The 19,469-nt window shown below is 70.8% G+C and carries 19 protein-coding genes, 1 tRNA gene and 1 pseudogene; 1 reads left to right on the forward strand and 20 read right to left on the reverse strand.

The features are described from left to right. The 5 genes and pseudogenes from E4F61_RS08515 to E4F61_RS08535 form a co-directional block, all read right to left on the reverse strand. Positions 1-571, reverse strand: a pseudogene (locus tag E4F61_RS08515) (hypothetical protein); the annotation flags it as partial. Continuing rightward, complete coding sequence (locus E4F61_RS08520; RefSeq protein ID WP_202908971.1) at positions 561-2,909, reverse strand: TonB-dependent receptor; 2,349 nt, start codon at positions 2,907-2,909, stop codon at positions 561-563. The gene E4F61_RS08520 and the pseudogene E4F61_RS08515, both read right to left, overlap by 11 nt. Positions 2,910-2,996: 87 nt before the next feature. After that, entirely contained in the window at positions 2,997-3,416 is a 420-nt protein-coding gene (locus E4F61_RS08525) for a DUF2946 family protein (protein WP_133479252.1), read from the reverse strand. A gap of 488 nt (positions 3,417-3,904) precedes the next feature. Next, complete coding sequence (locus E4F61_RS08530; protein ID WP_133479253.1) at positions 3,905-4,219, reverse strand: hypothetical protein; 315 nt, start codon at positions 4,217-4,219, stop codon at positions 3,905-3,907. 546 nt (positions 4,220-4,765) lie between these two features. Beyond that, positions 4,766-4,841, reverse strand: a tRNA-Lys gene (locus E4F61_RS08535). Between the two features lie 268 nt (positions 4,842-5,109). Here E4F61_RS08535 and E4F61_RS08540 point away from each other — a divergent pair. Then, a complete protein-coding gene (locus E4F61_RS08540) occupies positions 5,110-6,384 on the forward strand; it encodes a sensor domain-containing diguanylate cyclase (RefSeq protein WP_133479254.1) in 1,275 nt (424 codons plus the stop codon). Here E4F61_RS08540 and queC read toward each other — a convergent pair. The 15 genes from queC to E4F61_RS08615 form a co-directional block, all read right to left on the reverse strand. Beyond that, positions 6,375-7,055, reverse strand: coding sequence for a 7-cyano-7-deazaguanine synthase QueC (gene queC / locus E4F61_RS08545; RefSeq protein ID WP_133479280.1), 681 nt, complete (start codon positions 7,053-7,055; stop codon positions 6,375-6,377). The genes E4F61_RS08540 and queC overlap by 10 nt on opposite strands. Before the next feature lie 144 nt (positions 7,056-7,199). After that, positions 7,200-7,874 (reverse strand): 7-carboxy-7-deazaguanine synthase QueE, encoded by a 675-nt coding sequence (gene queE, locus E4F61_RS08550; RefSeq protein ID WP_133479255.1) that lies wholly within the window; start codon positions 7,872-7,874, stop codon positions 7,200-7,202. A gap of 62 nt (positions 7,875-7,936) precedes the next feature. After that, the gene (ybgF, locus tag E4F61_RS08555; RefSeq protein WP_133479256.1) at positions 7,937-8,758 is read right to left on the reverse strand and encodes a tol-pal system protein YbgF; all 822 of its coding nucleotides are present in this window, start codon (positions 8,756-8,758) and stop codon (positions 7,937-7,939) included. A 128-nt stretch (positions 8,759-8,886) separates the two neighbouring features. Beyond that, positions 8,887-9,375, reverse strand: coding sequence for a peptidoglycan-associated lipoprotein Pal (gene pal, locus E4F61_RS08560; protein ID WP_425480132.1), 489 nt, complete (start codon positions 9,373-9,375; stop codon positions 8,887-8,889). 85 nt (positions 9,376-9,460) lie between these two features. Continuing rightward, on the reverse strand, positions 9,461-10,765 hold the full coding sequence (gene tolB, locus E4F61_RS08565; RefSeq protein ID WP_133479258.1) for a Tol-Pal system beta propeller repeat protein TolB: 1,305 nt from the start codon (positions 10,763-10,765) through the stop codon (positions 9,461-9,463). A gap of 109 nt (positions 10,766-10,874) precedes the next feature. Further along, positions 10,875-11,801 (reverse strand): energy transducer TonB, encoded by a 927-nt coding sequence (locus tag E4F61_RS08570; protein WP_133479259.1) that lies wholly within the window; start codon positions 11,799-11,801, stop codon positions 10,875-10,877. Continuing rightward, positions 11,798-12,235: a protein TolR gene (tolR, locus tag E4F61_RS08575; protein ID WP_133479260.1), complete on the reverse strand. Its 438-nt coding sequence runs from the start codon at positions 12,233-12,235 to the stop codon at positions 11,798-11,800. The genes E4F61_RS08570 and tolR overlap by 4 nt, the downstream gene beginning before the upstream one ends. A gap of 3 nt (positions 12,236-12,238) precedes the next feature. After that, entirely contained in the window at positions 12,239-13,024 is a 786-nt protein-coding gene (tolQ, locus tag E4F61_RS08580; protein ID WP_425480133.1) for a protein TolQ, read from the reverse strand. Between the two features lie 100 nt (positions 13,025-13,124). Then, on the reverse strand, positions 13,125-13,529 hold the full coding sequence (ybgC, locus tag E4F61_RS08585) for a tol-pal system-associated acyl-CoA thioesterase (protein WP_133479262.1): 405 nt from the start codon (positions 13,527-13,529) through the stop codon (positions 13,125-13,127). A 98-nt stretch (positions 13,530-13,627) separates the two neighbouring features. Continuing rightward, complete coding sequence (ruvB, locus tag E4F61_RS08590) at positions 13,628-14,674, reverse strand: Holliday junction branch migration DNA helicase RuvB (RefSeq protein WP_133479263.1); 1,047 nt, start codon at positions 14,672-14,674, stop codon at positions 13,628-13,630. 40 nt (positions 14,675-14,714) lie between these two features. Beyond that, complete coding sequence (locus E4F61_RS08595) at positions 14,715-16,649, reverse strand: potassium transporter Kup (RefSeq protein WP_133479264.1); 1,935 nt, start codon at positions 16,647-16,649, stop codon at positions 14,715-14,717. A gap of 28 nt (positions 16,650-16,677) precedes the next feature. Continuing rightward, complete coding sequence (ruvA, locus tag E4F61_RS08600; protein ID WP_133479265.1) at positions 16,678-17,274, reverse strand: Holliday junction branch migration protein RuvA; 597 nt, start codon at positions 17,272-17,274, stop codon at positions 16,678-16,680. Between the two features lie 156 nt (positions 17,275-17,430). After that, positions 17,431-17,955, reverse strand: a complete 525-nt coding sequence (gene ruvC, locus E4F61_RS08605; protein WP_133479281.1) for a crossover junction endodeoxyribonuclease RuvC — start codon at positions 17,953-17,955, stop codon at positions 17,431-17,433. Positions 17,956-18,036: 81 nt separating this feature from the next. Further along, positions 18,037-18,768: a YebC/PmpR family DNA-binding transcriptional regulator gene (locus tag E4F61_RS08610; RefSeq protein ID WP_133479266.1), complete on the reverse strand. Its 732-nt coding sequence runs from the start codon at positions 18,766-18,768 to the stop codon at positions 18,037-18,039. Positions 18,769-18,847: 79 nt separating this feature from the next. Further along, positions 18,848-19,459, reverse strand: coding sequence for an esterase/lipase family protein (locus E4F61_RS08615; protein ID WP_133479267.1), 612 nt, complete (start codon positions 19,457-19,459; stop codon positions 18,848-18,850). Positions 19,460-19,469: the final 10 nt, after the last annotated feature.

Genomic DNA, 19,469 nt, shown 5'->3' on the forward strand with positions numbered 1-19,469 from the left:
TCTTGGCGCGCCCGTCCAGCCATGCGACGCCGATCGAATCCGGCGACGCGCGCCAGAGCGACACGAAGCCGTGCTCGGTCGCGGTGCCGTCGGTGTTGACCGGCACCGGCACCGACCAGCTCGCGCCGCCGTCGCCCGAACGCGCGACCACCACGTCGCGGGCGTGGCCACCCGTCGGCGAGGCGCGCATCCACGTCGCCCACAGCGCGCCGTCCCGCGTCTGTTCGATCTGCGGCGTGTCGACGGCATTGCCGAACCAGTCGCCGCGGGCCACCGTCGCGGCAGGCGTCCAGCGACCGTCCTTCCAACGTGCGACGCGCAGAGTGCGGCCGCCCTCGGCGCCCGACGTGCCTTCGACCCACGAGAGCAGCAGCGCGCCGTCGGGCGCCACCGCGAGGTCGGGCTGCATGCCGTCGCGCACGGGCAGCGTCCAGGGCGCCTGGGCGGTCGCGGCGGTGGCCGGCGCCTTCGGTGCCGAGGCCGATGGCGCCGCCGGTTGGCGCGAACAGGCGGCGATCGCCAGCACGACGGCGACGGCGAGTGTCGCGCGGGTCGCAAGGTCAGTAGTCATAGCGCGCCTCCATCGACCACGTGCGCTGGTTGTACGGGTGGAAGTTCCAGTAGGTCGCATTGTTCACGTTGTCGATGCCGAGCGCAGCGCTGAGGTGCGCGTCGCGACGGTAGCGCAGGCGCAGGTCGGCGACCAGGAACGGGCTGGTGCCCGTGTAGGTATCGCCGCGCCTATCGCTGTTGTCCAGCGTGTTGAACTGCCGGCCGCTGTAGCGCACGGCGCCCGTCATGCTCCAGTGCTCGCCCGGGTGGTACGTCGCGACCAGGTTGGCGCGCCAGCGCGGCACGCGCGGCTGCCATCGGCCGACGCTGGCGGGGAAGCGGCTGTTCTTCTCGACGATCGAATCGGTGAACGTGGCGCTGGCGGTGACGTCCAGTGCCTCGATGCCGACACCCGTCAGCTCGGTCGCGAGCTCGAAGCCGTCGGTGCGGATCGACTCGACGTTCTGGATGCTCGTCACGCTCGGCGTGACCAGCACGTTGGTCTGCGAGTAGAGCGCGTCCCGCGTGCGCTCATGGAAGTATGTCGCGCGCACCTTGCCGAGCGCGACGTTGCGCACCCACGACAGCTCCGAGGTGACCGACCGCTCGGGCTCGAGGCCGGGATCGTTGTTGACCACCGCGTTGGTCGCGATGCTGCCCTGGTACAGCTCGCTCACCGTCGGAAAGCGCACGGCGCGGCCGATGGATCCCTTGATCGACCAGTCGCCGCCCGGCGCATATCTGATGGCGGCCTTGGGCGAGATCGCGCGTTCGGTGCGGCGGGCGAAGCCCAGCGTGTGGGTCGCGTCGGCGATGTAACCGTCGCGCGCGGACCAGCGCTCCGCACGCGCGCCCAGCATGCCGGACCACCGCGCGTTCATCTTCCAGGTGTCCTGCGCGAACACGCCGCGCAGCCCGGTGGTGCCGCCGAAGGCCGACACCGGCGTCTCCGCGCCGCCACGAAGCCAGTCCGACGTGCCGCACACGCGCGTGCGCAGGTCGAACACCTCGTCCTGCAGGCCGAATTCGACGGTGTGCATGGCCGAGGCGCGCCACGTCGCGCGCGCATCCAGTGTCCTCCACCCGGTGCCGTGGGCGTCCGCGATGCGCCCCGCGCCGCCGTCGCGGGCGAGCGGCAGCGCCACCGACGGCGAGCGCACGAGGTCGCGCGAGTAGTCGTACCGGCTCGCGGCGAGCGCGTAGTTCCACCGGTCCTTGCCCTGGCGCTTCAACGACACGCCGTGCAGGCGGTGCGCGAGCGCCGCCTTCTGCAGCGAGATGGCCGTCGCCGCGAGCGTGAAGCGGCGACCGTCGATCGACACGTCGCCGCTGTAGACGGGTGCGCCGCTTCCGTCGCGCAGGTACGTCTCCGCGTCGCGGAAGGCGTCGTTGTTCCAGGCGCCGAACACGTAACTCAGGCGGAGGTCGGGCGCGATGTCGTAGCCGAGCTTGAGTTTCGCCTGCGTCTGCGCGGTGTCCACGCGATTGGTGGCACCGACGACGTACCACGGCTTGCCGGCCGGATTGATGTCGAACACCGCGCCCTGCACCTCGGGTGCCGCGCCGCTGCGGCCATTCTCGGCAAGTAGCGTCGCGAACGTGATCGGCTGCGATCGGCTGTCGAGCCGGCTGACTGACAGCCACGCCGCGAAGCGGCCCCAACGATCGCCGATCGAGGCAGTCGCAGTGGTCGCGTCGAAGCGGCCGTCGCTGGCGTACACCTTCGACCGCTGCGTCGAATAGCCGACCTTCGCATGCGCCTCGAACCGCTCGGGCATGCGCGTGACGTAGTCGACCACGGCGCCCACCGAATTGCCGGAATACGCGGCCGAGAACGGCCCGTACAGCACGTCGACGCGCTCGATCTCCTCGGGGTTCACCAGTCCCCAGCGTGGCGCGAACGTCGCGCCGTTGCCGAGCAGGTTCGACAGCAGCACGCCGTCGGCATACACCAGCGAACGCGCGCTGTTGCCGGTGCCGGAGGCGCGCGTGGCGAGCACGGCATGATCGTAATCGCCGATGTAGCGCTTGCGGACCAGCAGGCTCGGCAGGTACTTCAGCGCGTCCTGCGCATCGGTGGCATTGATGCGATCGACGATTTCGTCGCGGGTCACGCCTTCCACGGTGGTGGGAATGCGCGTCGGCAGCGACGTGGCCTGCAGGCCGCGCACGAGCACGCGGTCGAGGGTGAACTCGGGCTTGGCGCCGGGCAGCGGCGGCGTGTCCGCACCGGTGGCGGGCTTCGCGGTGGACGCCACGCGGTCGGAGGCGGCCCGTACATCGGCTGCGGCCAGCGCCGTGAGCATGAGGACGGTCAGCGCGGAAAGGCGCGGAAAAAGCGGTGCAACGCGTGCCATGTCGGCGGTCTCGCGGAGGCGCGGCAGCCCGTACGGCACGCTTGCGCGCCGAAGGCGACCGGTCGGAAAGGGATGAAGCGTCGTAGATCAGGCGCGGACGCGCGGCGGTGGACCGCGAGCGCCGAGCGTGTCCCGCCACCCGAGCGTGCGCGCGACGGCTACGTTGCGCCGCAGCGGGACGGTCGGGCGAGGCGAAGTCGCGACCGGTGCCGGCGCGACCCGCTCGAGCAGGCCTGCAAGCAGTGGACAGTAGGCGCAGGCGCCGCCGTCGTGGCCTTCGTGTGGCGCACGATGCGGCGCTTCGCCGTGCGGACGGTGCGCCTGTACACGCAGCTCGATGCGAGCCGGCGACGGCGGTGCGCTCGCCGTCGCATGCGGGTCGGCCGGCGAGACTACGACCGCTGGCCCCATCGCTCGCTGCGATGTCAGTGTCGGCATCGTGACGAGCAGCAGCATGGCCAGCAGGGCCAAGGCCGCGAATCGCCGATGGAGGGATCGGAAGCGCATGCATGCAGTCTGGCTGCCCACCGCCGCGTCCACATTGACCCGGATCAATCCGCGCCGATTCCGAACGCCGGGCGCAGGGCTGCGACGTGTCGGATAGCAATTTCGTCGTGGCGGCGTCGCGTGCCGAGCGCGCGGGCGACGGGCCACGCGGGTGGGGCCGACATCACCGCAATGTGGTGAACGACCGGACGCGCGCGCTCTGCGACCCCGGATCACCGGCCATCTGCGTGGGGCATTCAAACGTCGCCGTGGAATGTGCGGACGTCACGTCTGCCGGGTCGTCCGTCAGCGAATGCAATGAATTGCCTGCGTATCAGCCGCGGTCGAAGCGTGCGAGTTCGCCGTCGACGCAGGCTGCGAGCCTCACGAGGCGCTTGCGGATCGCGACGTTTGAAACGTCATCGGATGGCCGGTTCGACCGCGCAACGCGCGATCCCTATTCGGCCGAACGGCCCGGGCGTCGAAGCACCGGGCCGAACGATGGGCGATCAGAGGTCGCCGCTGGTCGAATTGTTGCGAAGCCGGCTGCCCTGGAGCATCGCGTCGCGCGTCGCGTCGCGCTCGGTCTGCATTTCTTCCTGCGTGAAGCAGATGCGCTTGGGCCGGTTGCTGCCCACCGTGCGTTCGGTACGGCAGATCTTCTTGACCTTCGGTTCGGCCGCCGCGACCGCCACCGGTGCATCCGCGGGCGCACTCGCCGCCGACTCGACGGCGGCCGTGGCACCGGGGGCCGTCGCGGTTTCCTGCGCGTGGGCAGGCAGGAGCGCGGTCGCGCCGATGACGAAGGCAAGCAGCAATTTCATGTGGATCTCCCTGTGGAAAGGGAACCGTGCCCGCGCGAACCGTCGGGTGCAAGTGCCATGAACCCCAACGAATGGCCCGTGACGGGATGTGCATGCATGCACCGGATCGGGAGTCCGCGGGCGACTTCAGGCAACGCAACACGCCCGTCGACCGCGACGTCGTTCGCGGTTGGGAAAACGCATCGACCCATCATTCAGCGCGGTTCGAGCACGTGATGCAGCGAGGTCGGACGAACCGTCGCGCTCTCGAGGCAATCTTCAGCGCGCACATGTGCAGCCGCGCTTATCCGCTCTGCAGCTGCGCAGGCGGCAGCGCCGACGCGGTGTTCCATCCGGTCGGGAATCGGCCGCTGACGCCGCGGGGAACCGCCGCGCTTATCGGCGAGCGGACACCGGCGAACCGGCGCGACGATAAAACCGGTGTGCGAATGCCTGCGGGACGCAGCCCGGCTTGGACACGGGATGCCGCAACCACGTGTTCAGGCGCGACCGGCGCGGAGCGACAGGCGGGCCGGCGACGCGGGGCGCGGCGTGCGCCGTCGCGAATGGTGGGTCGTGATGGATTCGAACCATCGACCAGCGGATTAAAAGTCCGATGCTCTACCGACTGAGCTAACGACCCACGGGCTTTCGGCGTCCTCGGCGGGCACCGCTGCTGCTGCGCAATTGTGCCACAGCGCCACAACGGCCGACCCGCGGGCCGCACGCGGCGGGCCGCGTCGCCGTAGGATGCGGTAACGAGGAAGGCGACCGGCGTCGCGACGACTGCAGCCGGGGCGTCGCCGGCCGTTATCGACCCCGGGAGCGTCCGAATCGCAGGCCCGCGACGAAGGACGACGGCGATCGGCGACCACGACCCGCCGCAGGGACGCGTCTACCGGAGATTCGGCATGACTCCTAAACCGACGTGGACGGACCGCCTCATCGACATGCTGGTCGACCCGGTCTGCGCGGTGGACCGCGACGGCCGCATCGTGTTCACCAACGCGGCCTACCAGGCGCTGCTGGGCTACACGGACGAGGAGTTGCTCGGCCGCCGCATGATGGACCTCATCCATCCCGACGATCGCGACGCGACCCAGGCGGCGGCGCGCGCGATCATGGCCGGCGTGCCGGTGCACCACTTCCGCAACCGCTACCTGCGACGCGACGGCGGCGTCGCGCACCTGATGTGGTCGGCACGCTGGTCCGAGGCCGATGGCGTGCGCGTGGGCGTGGCGCGCGACATGACCGAGTACGCGCGCGAGGAGGCCATGAAGTCGCTCGCCGCCGACCTCGCGATGGCCGGGCTCGATGCATCGCCGCTGGCGGACGGTTGGCAGGGCATCCGCAGCGCGCTGGCGCGCCACCTGGCGATCCCGGCGGTGGCTGCGGCGATCCGCGCGGGCTCGCGCAGCCGCGTCCTCACCGGCGGCGCGGCGGCACCGGCCGACCTGCTGGACCGGCTGGTCCATGCGCGGCTCGACACGCCCACCACGTTCACGTCCGCGGACGGCGGCCGCTGGTGGTGCGTGCCTCTGCCCTGCGGGCGGGCGGAAGGCATGCTCGCGCTCGCCTCTCCCGCGGTGCCGCCGATCGAGATCGACGACGACGTGCTGGGCTTCGTCGCGCACCAGGTCGGCGCGGTGATGCGCGCCAAGCTGCTCGAGGAGGAACTCGCGGCGGCCGCCCTCCACGACGCGCTGACCGGCCTGCCCAACCGCCGGTTGCTGGTGGACCGCACCGAGCAGGCCCTCGCGCGTGCCGATCGCGAGGGCACGATGCCCGTGCTGCTGTTCCTAGACCTCGACGGGTTCAAGCTCATCAACGATCGCCTCGGGCACGCCGTCGGCGATGCGGTGCTCACGCACACGGCGCGCGTATTGATCGCACAGGTGCGCGATACCGACACCGTGGCGCGCATCGGGGGCGACGAGTTCGTGATCCTGCTCGACGGCAGCGCCACCGACGGCGACGTCGAGGACATCGCGGAGTCGATCGCGCGCTCGCTGCAGTCGCCGGTCGGCGACGCCCCACCGGTGCCCGCGGCTCGCGTCAGCATCGGCAGCGCGCGCTATCCGCTCGACGGGCGCTCGCTCGCCGAGCTGCTCGATACGGCCGATCGGCGCATGTACCTCGACAAGGCGCGGCGCGGCTGCGCGCCTGCGGGAACGGCTCAGGCGTAGCGCGTCGGATCCGCCACGCCGGCCGCGTCGAAGCCCTGCGCGCGCAGGCGGCAGGCGTCGCACTGCCCGCAGGCGCGGCCGTCGGCATCGGCCTGGTAGCAGGACACGGTCAGTCCGAAGTCGACGCCGAGACGCACGCCTTCGCGCGCGATGTCGGCCTTGCTCATGAACTGCAGCGGCGCATGCACGCGCAGGCCCGCACCCTCGACGCCCGCCTTCGTCGCGAGGTTCGCGAGCCGTTCGAACGCCTGCACGAATTCGGGGCGGCAGTCGGGGTAGCCCGAATAGTCCACGGCGTTGACGCCGCAGAAGATGTCGTTGGCGCCCAGCACCTCGGCCCAGCCGAGCGCGAGCGACAGCATGATCGTGTTGCGCGCCGGCACGTAGGTCACGGGGATGGCGCTGCCGGTGTCGCCGCCGGTGGGCACGTCGATGTCGTCGGTGAGCGCCGAGCCGCCGATGCTCCGCAGGTCGACGTCGACCGTCTTGTGCCCGGCCACGCCCAGCTGCGCGGCGACGCGCGCGGCGGCATCGAGCTCGGAGGTGTGCCGTTGCCCGTAGCGCACGCTCAGCGCATGCACGTCGAAGCCCTGCGACTTCGCGATGGCCACGACGACGGCGGAATCCATGCCGCCGGAGAGCAGCACGACGGCCCTACGCGGCGGCACCATGCTGGAAGGTTCGGAACGGGACACTGAAGGCTCCGGAAAAACGGTTCGAAGGTTGGATCCGCGCGCGGAACGATCACCGCGGACGGCCTTGGGGCTTCGGGCACGGCGTCGCGCGATGCGAAGCACGACCTCAGCGCGGGGGCATCAGCGCCCCGGTTCGTCGCCCCACAGGATCTTGTGCAGCTGCAGCTGGAAGCGCACCGGCAGGCGGTCGTCGACGATCCACTGCGCGAGCTCGCGCGCCGCGACCTGCCCGAAGCTCGGCGAGAACAGCACGTCGCAGCGCGTCGGCAGCGCGTGCTCGGCAACGACCGCGCGCGACCACTCGTAGTCCTCGCGCGAGCAGATGACGAACTTGACCTCGTCGTGCGGCGTCAGCAGCGGGATGTTCTCCCAGCGGTTGCGATGCACTTCGGCCGAGCCGGGCGTCTTGATGTCGACCACGCGCGACACGCGTGGATCGACCGCACCGATGTCGAGCGCGCCGGAGGTTTCGAGCGACACGGTGTAGCCGGCATCGCAGAGCCGCTGCAGCAGGATCGTGCAGCGCTTCTGCGCGAGCGGCTCGCCGCCGGTCACGCAGACGTGGCGCACGCCGAGGCGCGCGACCTCGGCGAGGATCGCGTCGATCTCCCACCAGTCGCCGCCGTGGAAGGAATACGTCGTGTCGCAGTACTGGCAGCGCAGCGGGCAGCCGGTCAGGCGCACGAACACGGTCGGCCAGCCGACGGAATTCGACTCGCCCTGCAGGGACAGGAAGATCTCGGTCAGCCGCAGCCGCTCGGGGGCCGCGGCGGCCGCGGTGACGGGAACGCTCATCCGGTGATTTTACCGCCCCGCCCTACCGCGGCGGCCGTGCGCCGGAAACGCGGTTCAGCCGTTCAGGGCGCGGCGCCCATCGCGCGCAGGCGTTCGGCAGCCGGCCGGGCCGCATCGCTGTCGGGATAACGCGCCACCACATCGGCGAAGGCGGCGCGCGCGGCGTCCTCCTGGTGCAGGTTCAGGCGGGTCAGGCCGAGCTTGAGCAGGGCGCCGGGCGCCTTGTCGTGGGTCGGAAAGCGGTCGAGGAGCTGGCCGAACGGTTCGACCGCCTGCTGGTAGTTGCGCGTGGCGTAGTAGCTCTCACCGAGCCAGTACAGCGCGTTCGGCGCGTACACGCCGCCGGGATAGCGGTCGAGGAAGTCGGCGAACAGGCGCGAGGCATCGGCGTAGCGGCCGGCCTTCAGTGCATCGAAGGCGCCGTTGTAGGCGGTGAGCTCGGCACCCGTCGGCGTCGCGCTGCCGGCCGCGGGCCGCGCCGGCGCGGCGGTTGCGGCCGGCGCACGGGTGGGCGCCGGCTTGGTCGGTCGCGCGGCGGGCCGCGGCGCGGCGTCGATCACCTCGACCGGTGCCGCCGCAGCCGGCGCACCCCGGGTCTCGAGCTGCTGCAGCCGGCCGTCGACGTCGAGGTACTGGTTGCGCAGCGAGGCGCGCATCTGCTCGTTCGCCTGCTGCATCTCCTCGAGCTGCCCGCGCAGCGATTGCAGTTCGCCGCGCAGCTGGGTGATCTGGTTCAGCAGGTCGAGCGTCTGCTGCGGGTTCGCCGCGCGCTGCTCGAGCACGGCCACGCGGTCGGCGAGGCTCGCGCGCTGCGCGGCGGCGGGGAAGGCGACGGCGGCGAGCGCCAGGGCGATGGCGGTGGCGAGCGACCGGTATCGGGTCACGGCGATTCCCCTGTCTGGTGGACGACGAGTATGCCCACGGCCGCCGGCGCGGCGGCTGTCGCGGCGATGAACGCCACAAACGGAGCGGGCCGCGCGAGGCGGCCCGTCCGGCAAGGCGATGCGTGCGATCAGCGCGCGCTGTAGCTGATCTCGACGCGGCGGTTCTTCGACCAGCAGCCCTCGTTCGACTCGGTGCAGACCGGCTTCTCCTCGCCGTAGCTGTTCGGCGTGAGCTGCGAGGCGCTGCCGCCCGCGGCCTGCATGGCCGACGACACGGCCTGCGCGCGGCGCTCGGCCAGCGCCATGTTGTAGTCGCGGCTGCCGCGCTCGTCGGCATGGCCGTCGAGCGTCATGCGCGAGGACGGACGGTCCCGCAGGTACTTGGCATGGCAGTTCACGATGGTCTGGAACTCCGGCTTCAGCGTGTCCTGGTCGAGGTCGAAGTAGACGATGCGCTGGCGCAGGCAGGCGTCGCTGTCGAGATCGTTCGGGCCGTAGGCGCCCGCCACCGTCGGGCCCGTATCGGCCGGCACCGTAGTCGTCGTCGTGCCCGTGGTGGTGTCGACGGGCGGCGTTTCCTTGACCTTCTTCGAGCAGGCCATCGCGAGGGTGCACATCGCGGCGACGATCAGGAGCTTGCTGGCGGAGCTGGCGTTCATGGCTTCTTCCTCGGGGATCACATCGGGTGGAACGCGCACCGCGTCAGCGCGGCGTGCGGAAAGGGCCCCACGCCGGCTCACGCACGTCGCCATCGGCGAGCACGAGTCGCTGGCGCACGCGTGCGTCGGCCGACACCGCGTACAGCACGCCGCGTCCGCCTTCGCGCGCGGCGTAGATCAGCATGCTCGCGTTGGGCGCGAAGCTCGGGGATTCGTCGAGGTTGCCGGGCGACAGCAGGCTCCAGCGCGGGCTGCCGAGGCTCGCGTCCATCAGCGCCACGCGGTACGTGTTGCCGGCGCCCTGCGCGGTGGCGATCTTCTTGCCGTCGAACGAGACGGTCGCGCTGGCGTTGTAGGTGCCCTGGAAGGTGACGCGCGTCGCGCTGCCGCCGCCGGCCGAGACGCTGTAGATCTGCGGGCGGCCGCCGCGGTCGGACGTGAAGTAGAGGCGCGAGCCGTCGGCGCTCCAGGTCGGCTCGGTGTCGATCGAATAGTGGTTGGTGACCTGCGTCAGCGCGCGGCTGCCGAGGTCCATCACGTAGACCTCCGGATTGCCCGAGCGCGACAGCGTCATCGCCAGGCGGCGGCCGTCCGGCGAGAACTCCGGCGAGCCGTTGATGCCGCGGAAGTGCGCGACCATCTCGCGCGCGCCGCTGGCGATCGTCTGGATGTAGATCGCCGAGTTGCCGCCCTCGAAGCCGACGTACGCCAGTCGCGCGCCGTCCGGGCTCCACGACGGCGACATCAGCGGCTCGGTCGAGCGCACCACCGTCTGCGGGTTGTAGCCGTCGCTGTCGGCCACCACGAGCGCGTAGCGCGCGCCGCCGCCGGCGCCGGTCTGCGTGACGTAGGCGATGCGCGTGTAGAACGCGCCGCGCACGCCGGTGATCTTCTCGTAGATCGCGTCGGCGACCTGGTGCGCGACGTCGCGCATCTGGCCCGAGCGTGCGGTCAGCGCGAAGCCGAGCAGGCGCGTCTGCTTCGCGACGTCGAGCAGCTCGTACTCGACGCGGTAGCTGCCGCCGCCGGCGTCCAGCACGCGGCCGACGACCAGGTAGTCCTGGTTGATGGCGCGCCAGACGGGGTAGTTCACCGACTCGCTGCGGGCCGGCCGCTCGGGCAGGCTCTCGACCGGCAGCGAACGGAACTGGCCGGACCGGTTGAGGTCGGCGGCCACGATCGAGGCCACGTCGGTCGGGCCCGCGCCGTTCTCGAACGGCACCACGGCGATCGGCAGCGCGGCCGCGTTGCCGCCGACGATGTCGATCTCCAGGCCCTGCTGCGCCACCGCCGACAGGGGCAGGACGCATGCGAACACCAGCAGCAGCCACGACACGAGACGACCCATCACGACTCCTCGACACATCCGGCAGGGCCGCATACAGGTAACAGCCCGATCGTGAATCCTAGCTCACAGCTGAACGGTTTAGCGGTTGACAGCGGCCGTAGGCCGCGAGTCAGGGCGCGCGGAAATTCAGCGTGAGCTGCCGCGCGAACACCTTTTCGAAGCCCGTGTAGGGCAGCGGCTGCGCCTTCAGCACGGCCGCTTCGATCGATCGGCGGCCGGCCTCGTCGTAGACGCAGGGCGAGCCCACCTCCGCGTCGATCACCTCGCCGCCCGGCAGCTGCCGGATCACCAGGCGGCAGACCGCGCCCGACGGGATGTTGTCGGGGCGCACCCACTTCGAGGTGATCGCCGCCTGCAGCGCGGCGGCGTAGCGCGCCTTCAGGCCGTCGTCGGTGCCGCCGGCCCCGCTGGCGGCGGCGTCCGATCGCGCGGCCTCCTGCGCCGCGCTGCCACCGCGGGGCGCGGTGAGCTGTTCCAGGCGCGCCTCGGCGGCCAGCGCCTCGCGCGCCGCGGCGGCACGGCGACGGCGGATCTCCGCCAGCTGGTCCAGGCGCTCGCGCTCGCGGCGCTGCGCCTCGGCGGCCTTCGCCGCGCTCGCGTCCGGCTGCGGCGGCGCCTCGACCACCGGCTTGCTGAGGTCGACCTGCACCTGCCGGCGCTTTTCTTCCTGCGGCGTGGTTTCGGTCGCCTTGACCGGCGTCGGCTGCTCGACGACTTGCTGCTGGTCCACCGGCGCCGGCGTCGGCACCACCGCCTGCACCGGCGGCGTGGGCGGCGCGGGTTCCGGTTCGGGCTCGATCTCCTCGACCGGCGTCGGCATCGGCTCGGCGACCGCCGGCTCGGGACGGTCGCGCAGCGTGCGCTGCATCGCGGCCGACAGCTGGCCCACGTCGACCACGTCGGCCGCCATGCCGCCCGCGCTTGCGTCCGTGACTTCGCTCGGCCGCATCGCGAACCACAGCAGCAGCGCGAGGCCCACGTGCAGCGCGACCGCCAGCGCGATCGCGGTCGCGTCGTCGGCGGGACGTGCCCTCACTTCGCCCTGCCCTCCGGCGAACTGATCAGCGAGACCTTCTGCACGCCCGCGGCCTTGAGCTGGTCGATCGCGGTGGTCACGGTCTGGTAGCTCGCCTTCGCGTCGGCGCCGATGAGCACCTGCGCGTCGCGGTTCTGCGCGACGATCGCCGACAGCCGCGCGCGCAGCTCGTCACGGCTCACCGCCTCGTTGCTGCCTGCCTTCACCGCGAGGAAGTAGTTGCCGGCGGCGTCGACCTGCACCACCACCGGATCGGTCTTCTGCTGCAGCGACTTCGCGTTCGACTTCGGCAGGTCGACGTCGACGCCGAGGTTCAGCAGCGGCGCGGTAATCATGAAGATCACCAGCAACACGAGCATCACGTCGATGTACGGCACGACGTTGATCTCGGACTTGAGCTTGCGGCGGCGGTGCCGCCTGAGCGAGAGCGACATGCATCAGCCCTCGAGGTGCGCCTGCCGCTGCAGGATCGAGGAGAACTCCTCGGCGAAGGCTTCGTAGCGCGAGGCCAGGCGCTCCACCGCGGTGGCGAAGCGGTTGTAGGCCCAGACCGCCGGGATCGCCACGAACAGGCCCATCGCGGTGGCGAGCAGCGCCTCGGAAATGCCCGGCGCGACGTCCTTGATGCCGACCTGCTGCGAACTGGCGAGCAGCGAATGCATCGTCACCATGATCCCGAACACGGTGCCGACTAGGCCGATGTACGGCGACGTCGAGCCGATGTTGGCGAGCAGCTCGAGGTTGTGCTCGAGCGAATCGAGCTCGCGCGAGGCGGTGGCACGCATGCCGCGCTGCGCCGCTTCGAGCTGCGCGTCCGGATCGCCGCCGCGGCGCTGGCGCAGGCGATTGAAGTCGCGGAAGCCGGCTTCGAAGATCGCCTCCATGCCGCCCACGTCGCGGCCGCGGCCGCTCGCGCCCTCGTAGAGCTTGGTGAGTTCGGCGCCCGACCAGAAGCGCTCCTCGAACTGCACCGCCTCGCGCTTGGCGCGGCCGAGCAGCACGGACTTGCGGAAGATGATGATCCACGACGCGATCGACGCGATCGTCAGCAGCGCCATGATGAAGATCACCGGCCAGCTCGCATGCGTCACCAGGCTCCAGAGATCGAGCGAGGTCGGCGCCACCGCCGCACCGGCCGACTGCGCGGCCTGCGCCGCGTCGGCGAGCGGCTGCGCATCGATGGTGCCCGCGTCCGGCAACGCGGCCGGGCTCGACTGCAGCATCAGCGACAGCGCGCTCATCGGGCGGTCTCCAGCGGGGCGGCGGCGGTCGTGAGGCGGTGCGGTGCGGTCATTCGGCATCTCCGGTCCGGGCGGACCCTGGTCAGGCGGGGATTTCGAGCGCGGTCAGCTGCGCGTGCAGTTCGGCGGGGATGGGCGTCGGGCGGAAGCCGGCGGCGTCGAGCGCGGCGATTCTGACCGTCGCGTCGAGCAGACGTTCCCCGCCGCGGTGGATGGCCTGCCGGAACACCAGGCTCGCGCGGCGGCATTCGGCCAGCTCGCAGGACACCTCGAGCGCGTCGTCGAGGCGGGCGGGCTTGAGGAAGTCGAGCGTCATCGCGCGCACCGCGAAGACCACGCCGGCCTGCTGCAGCGAGGCCTGGCCGTGGCCGTTGGCGCGCATCCACTCCGAGCGCGCGCGTTCGAGGAAGGCGACGTAACGCGCGTGGTAGACCACGCCGCCGGCGTCCGTGTCTTCCCAGTAAATGCGGACGGGCAGTGTGTACATGCGCTCCGGCGGCGATGCGGCGGGGCCGGCCAGTCTACCCGCCGCGCCACGGCCGGTTCGACCGCGGCGATGCCGTGTTCAGGCGCCGGCGGCCCGCCTCACTCGGCCGTCGGCGACGCCGGCGGCTCGAACAGGTCGGGCGATTTCACGCGCGGGGTGAATCCGAGGTGGCGGTAGGCCTTGGGCGTCGCCATGCGCCCGCGCGCGGTGCGGATCAGGTAGCCCTGCTGGATCAGGAACGGCTCGACCACGTCCTCGAGCGTGCCGCGCTCCTCGCTGAGCGCCGCGGCCAGCGATTCGACGCCGACCGGCCCGCCGTCGAACGAACCGATGATCGTGCCCAGCAGGCGGCGATCGAGCTCGTCGAAGCCCTCCGGATCCACCTTTAGCATCGTCATCGAGTCGAACGCGGATTCGCGCGTGATCGTGCCGTCGCCGCGCACCTGCGCGAAGTCGCGCACGCGGCGCAGCAGGCGGTTGGCGATGCGCGGGGTGCCACGCGAGCGTCGCGCGATCTCGCCCGCGCCGTCGGGCGTGCAACTGATGCCGAGGATCTGCGCCGAGCGCTGCACGATCTTGGTCAGCTCCTCGGGGCTGTAGAACTCCAGGCGCTGCACGATGCCGAAGCGGTCGCGCAGCGGTGCAGTCAGCAGGCCCGCGCGCGTGGTCGCGCCGATCAGCGTGAACGGCGGCAGGTCGATCTTGATCGAGCGCGCGGCCGGGCCCTCGCCGATCATGATGTCGAGCTGGAAATCCTCCATCGCCGGGTAGAGCACTTCCTCCACCAGCGGCGACAGGCGATGGATCTCGTCGACGAACAGCACGTCGTGCGGCTGCAGGTTGGTGAGCAGCGCGGCCAGGTCGCCGGCCTTTTCGATCACCGGGCCGGAGGTCTGGCGCAGGTTCACGCCGAGCTCGTTGGCGATGACCTGACTCAGCGTGGTCTTGCCGAGGCCGGGCGGGCCGAAGATCAGCACATGGTCCAGCGCTTCGCCGCGACCCTTGGCGGCCTCGATGTAGATCTTCATCTGCTCGCGCACGGGCGCCTGGCCGAGGTACTCGTCCAGGCGCTTGGGGCGGATGCTGGCCTCGACGGCGGCGTCCTCGGAGGTCGCGCCGGCGGCGATGATGCGGGTCTCGGTCATGCCGGGATTATGGCCCGGCGCGGCTCAGGCGGTGCGACGCTCAGATCTCGATCTGCGCGCCCAGCTCGACGAGCCGGTTGCCCGGGATGCGGAAGAAGCCCGTGGCCGGCGCGGCGTTGCGATGCATCAGCGCGAACAGCTTGTCGCGCCACAGCGGCATGCCGCGGTGCTTGCTGCCGATGATCGTTTCGCGGCTGGCGAAGTACGTGGTGTCCATCGGGTCGAAGTAGATGCCGCCCTTGTCGCAGGAGCGCATCAGCGCGAGCGGCACGTCCGGCGTCTCCATGAAGCCGTACTTGATGGTCACCCGGTAGAAGTTCTCGCCGATCGACTCGATCCGCAGCTTCTTGTCCTTCGGCGCCACCGGCACCGTCAGCGTTTCCACGGTGAGGAAGACGTTGCGCTCGTGCAGCACCTTGTTGTGCTTGAGGTTGTGCAGAAAGGCCTGCGGCACCACGCCGCGATCGGCGGTGAGGAACACCGCCGTGCCCGGCACGCGCACCGGCGGCGAGAGCATCAGGCCGGGCAGGAACACATCGAGCTGGATGCCTTCCTTGCGCACCTGGTCGTGCAGCAGCGCGCGGCCGCGGCGCCAGGTGCGCATCAGCGTGAACGAGGTGAGGCCGATGATCAGCGGCACCCAGGCGCCCACGCCGGTCAGCAGCTTGCCGCCGTTGGCGATCAGGAAGGCGACGTCGATGACGAAGAACATCGCGCACAGCGGCAGCACCCATTTGCGCGAATCGGTCCAGCGCGTATAGGCCAGCAGCGCCAGCAGCAGCGTGTCGATCAGCATGGTGCCGGTCACCGACAGGCCGTAGGCCGTGGCGAGGTTGGTCGCGCTCTTGAACGTCAGCGTCAGCAGGATCACCGCGCCCAGCAGCATCCAGTTGATGGACGGCACGTAGATCTGGCCGATCGTCTGCCGCGAGGTGTGCTTGATCGACAGCCGCGGCAGGTAGCCCAGCTGCACCGCCTGGCGCGTGACCGAGAACGCGCCGGTGATGACCGCCTGCGAGGCGATCGCCGCGGCGACGGTCGCCAGGCACAGCATCGGGACCTGGGCCCAGTCGGGCATGGACATGTAGAAGGGGTTCGAGCGCGCGCCCGGATTGCGCAGCAGCACCGCGCCCTGCCCGAAGTAGTTGAGCACCAGCGCCGGCAGCACGAAGCCGAACCAGGCCCAGCGGATCGGCTTCTTGCCGAAATGGCCCATGTCCGCGTACAGCGCCTCGCCGCCGGTGATGGCCAGCACCACCGCGCCGAGGATGAACAGCGCATGCCCGCCGTGCGTGGTGAAGAACACGAACGCCCAGTACGGATTCAGCGCCGTCAGCACCGACGGGTTGTGCGCGATGTTGTAGACGCCAAGTACGGCCAGCACCACGAACCACGTGATCATCACCGGCCCGAACGTCTTGCCCACGCGCTCGGTACCGAAGCGCTGGAACGAGAACAGCGCGACCAGGATGACGAGCCCCGCCGGCATCACCCAGTGGCTGAACGCGGGCGAGATGACGCGCAGGCCGTCTAGCGCGCCGAGCACCGTGACCGGCGGCGTGATCATGCCGTCGCCGAAGAACAGCGACGCGCCGAAGATGCCCAGGATGCCGACCAGATAGTTGAGCCGCGAGCCCTGCTTGAGCGAGCGCTGCGCCAGCGCGGTGAGCGCCATGATGCCGCCCTCGCCTTCGTTGTCGGCCCGCATGATGACGATCACGTACTTCAACGTGACCACCAGCATCAGCGCCCAGAACGCCAGCGAGAGCAGGCCCTTGACCGTTGCCGCGTCCGGGTCGAGCCCGTAGTGCGGCAGGAACATTTCCTGGATGGTGTAGAGCGGGCTCGTGCCGATGTCGCCGAACACGACGCCCACGGCGCCCACGACCAGCGTGGTGAGGCCCGCGTGGCCGTGCGCATGGCCGGTGTCGCCGGCGCCGTTGGACTGCGCGGCCGTGGAGTCGTAAGCGGTCATGGAATGTCCGAGAAAAACGTGCCGGCGCTCAACGGAGCGCGGACTTTAGCGCCTTGCGGATGATGGTCGCGGTGTCGTCGCCGGCTTCCGTGGCGTCCTTGGCCATGCGCACGGCCTCGGCGGGCTTGTAGCCCAGCTGTTGCAGGGCGACCACCGCTTCGGTCTGCGGATCGGCCGGCACGGCCGTGTTCATGCCCAGGGTCGCGCCCACCCCGGCAAGGTCGGCCGCGCGGTCGCGCAGCTCCACGACGATGCGCTCGGCGGTCTTCTTGCCGATGCCCGGAATGCGCGTGAGCGCGGTCACGTCGCCGGCCTGGACGAGGCGCGCGAACTCGTCGACGCTCACCGCCGACAGGATCGCCAGCGCGATCTTCGCGCCGATGCCGGTGACCTTCTGCACGTCGCGGAACAGTCGGCGCTCGCCCTCGCGCAGGAAGGCGTAGAGCGAAACGCTGTCCTCCTTCTGCGCGTAATGCGTGAAGAGCACGACCTCGCGCCCCACCTCGGGCAGGTCGTAGAACGTGCTCATCGGCGCCTCGAGCTCGTAACCGATGCCGCCGGCCACCTCGACCATCAGCCACGGCGGCTGCTTGTGCACGAGCACGCCACGCAGGCGGCCGATCACCGGCGGCCTCCGGCGGAGGTCGTGATCACTGCGGTCGGGGCCCTGCCCGCGGTCGGGAACTGTCGCATTCGGCTGTGTCCGGTCTGGCTCGCGCCCGCCGGCGGTCCGGCGGCGCGCATTGTGCGCCTATCGGCCTACGGGTGACACACCCGCTTCTCAGGCGCCGCGCCGGCGCAGCTGGGCGACGGCCAGGCCGGTGCGCCCCGCGGTCGCGCTCATGTGCGCATGGGTGAGTGCGACGGCCAGCGCATCGGCGGCGTCGGCCTGCAGCTTCTGCTCGGGCAGGTTCAGCAGCAGGCGCACCATGTGCTGCACCTGCTGCTTGTCGGCGGCGCCCCGCCCCACCAGCGACTGCTTGATCAGCCGCGGCGCGTACTCGTGAACCTTCAGGCCCCGTCGCACGACGGTCGCGATCGCCGCGCCGCGCGCATGGCCCAGCTTGAGCGCGCTGGTCGCGGACTTGTCCATGAAAACCGTCTCGATCGCGACCTGGTCGGGCTTCCATTCGTCGATCAGCGCATCGAGCCCGTCGCACAGCAGGCCCAGACGCGCCGGAAAATCGTCCGCGTCGAGCAGCTTGAGCGTGTGCGCCGAGACGTAGCTGCACTTGCCGCCCGGCGCGACGTCGACGAAGCCGACGCCCGTGCGCTGCGAGCCCGGGTCGATGCCGAGGATGCGCACGGTGGCAGGGGCGGAAGCGGTCGTGTTCACGCGGAGGCCCGCTTCGCCGTCGTCATCGGATCGATCACGGATGCGCCGCCATCAGGCGTACGCGTCCTCGCCCAGCTCGGCGGTGGAATAGACGTTCTGCACGTCGTCGAGGTCCTCGAGCCAGCCGAGCAGCTTGGCGACCTGCTTGGCGGTCTCGCCTTCGACGGCGATGTTGTTCTCGGCGCGGTACGTCACCTCGGCTTCGCCCGGCACCAGCCCGTCGGCTTCCAGCGCGGCCTTCACCTCGGCGAAGGATTCCGGCGCGGTGATCACGTCGATCGAGCCGTCTTCCGGATACACGACCACATCGTCGGCACCGGCCTCGATCGCCGCTTCCGTGATGCGGTCCTCGTCGGCGCCTTCCGCGAACCAGATCACGCCGCGCTTGTGGAACATGAAGGCGACCGAGCCCTCCGTGCCGAGGTTGCCGCCGAACTTCGAGAACGCGTGGCGGACCTCGGCGACGGTGCGCACGCGGTTGTCGGTGAGGCAGTCGACGATCACCGCGACGCCGCCGGGCGCATAGCCCTCGTAGCGGATCTCCTCGTACTCGACGCCTTCGAGCTCGCCCGTCGCCTTCTTGATCGCACGCTCGATCACGTCCTTCGACATGTTGACCGCGAGGCCCTTGTCGACCGCCACGCGCAGGCGCGGATTGCCGGCGGGATCGCCGCCGCCGCTGCGCGCGGCGACGTTGATCTCGCGGATGATCTTCGTGAAGATCTTGCCGCGACGCGCGTCGACGGCGTTCTTGCGGGCTTCGATCGAGGGACCACGACCCATCGGGATGTCCGGGCGGCTGGAACGGGAGCGCGATTTTACCGGATCGGCCGCTTGCCACCGCGGCCGCCGGATGCACGGTTCAGCGCTCGAAGCGGCCGTCGCGGAGGAAGGCGATCGCCTGCCGGGCCGCGACGGTCGAGAAGATCAGGCCGGTGTGGCTGCTGGGCACGACGACGTGGTCGGCCAGGCCCTCCAGCCGCGTTTCGACCACGCCGACCGCACCGTCGTTCTCGCCCTCGACGCGGCCGAGCATGCGGCCGAGCCCGATCGGACGGTTGCCGGCGATCATCCCCACCTGCGCGCGGCCGGTCCACGGGCGGCAGCCGCGATGCAGCAGTTCGCGGCTGTGGCCGAGGCTGGCACCCAGCACGGGCAGGCGGTCGAGCCGGTGCGCGGCGAGGCTGCCGCACAAGGGCGAACCCAGGCAGACCACGCGCCGCACCGGCAGCGCAGGTTCGGCCTCGAGCGCAGCCAGCGTCACCAGGCCGCCCAGGCTGTGCGCCACGACATGGCAAGGCGATGCGCGCATGCATCGCGCGACATCGCGGACGATGCCGTCGGCGTGGCCGCGCACGCTCGGATAGCCGATGCGCTCGGGCTCGAAGCCCGCGTGGGTGAGGCGTCGCGCCAGCACCGACATCGCGGCGGGGCGCATCCAGAGACCGTGGAGAAGCAGGACGCGTCGGGTCATGCGATCGACC

Source organism: Cognatilysobacter segetis, from assembly GCF_004359965.1.
In the GTDB taxonomy this organism is placed as follows: Bacteria; Pseudomonadota; Gammaproteobacteria; order Xanthomonadales; family Xanthomonadaceae; genus Cognatilysobacter; species Cognatilysobacter segetis.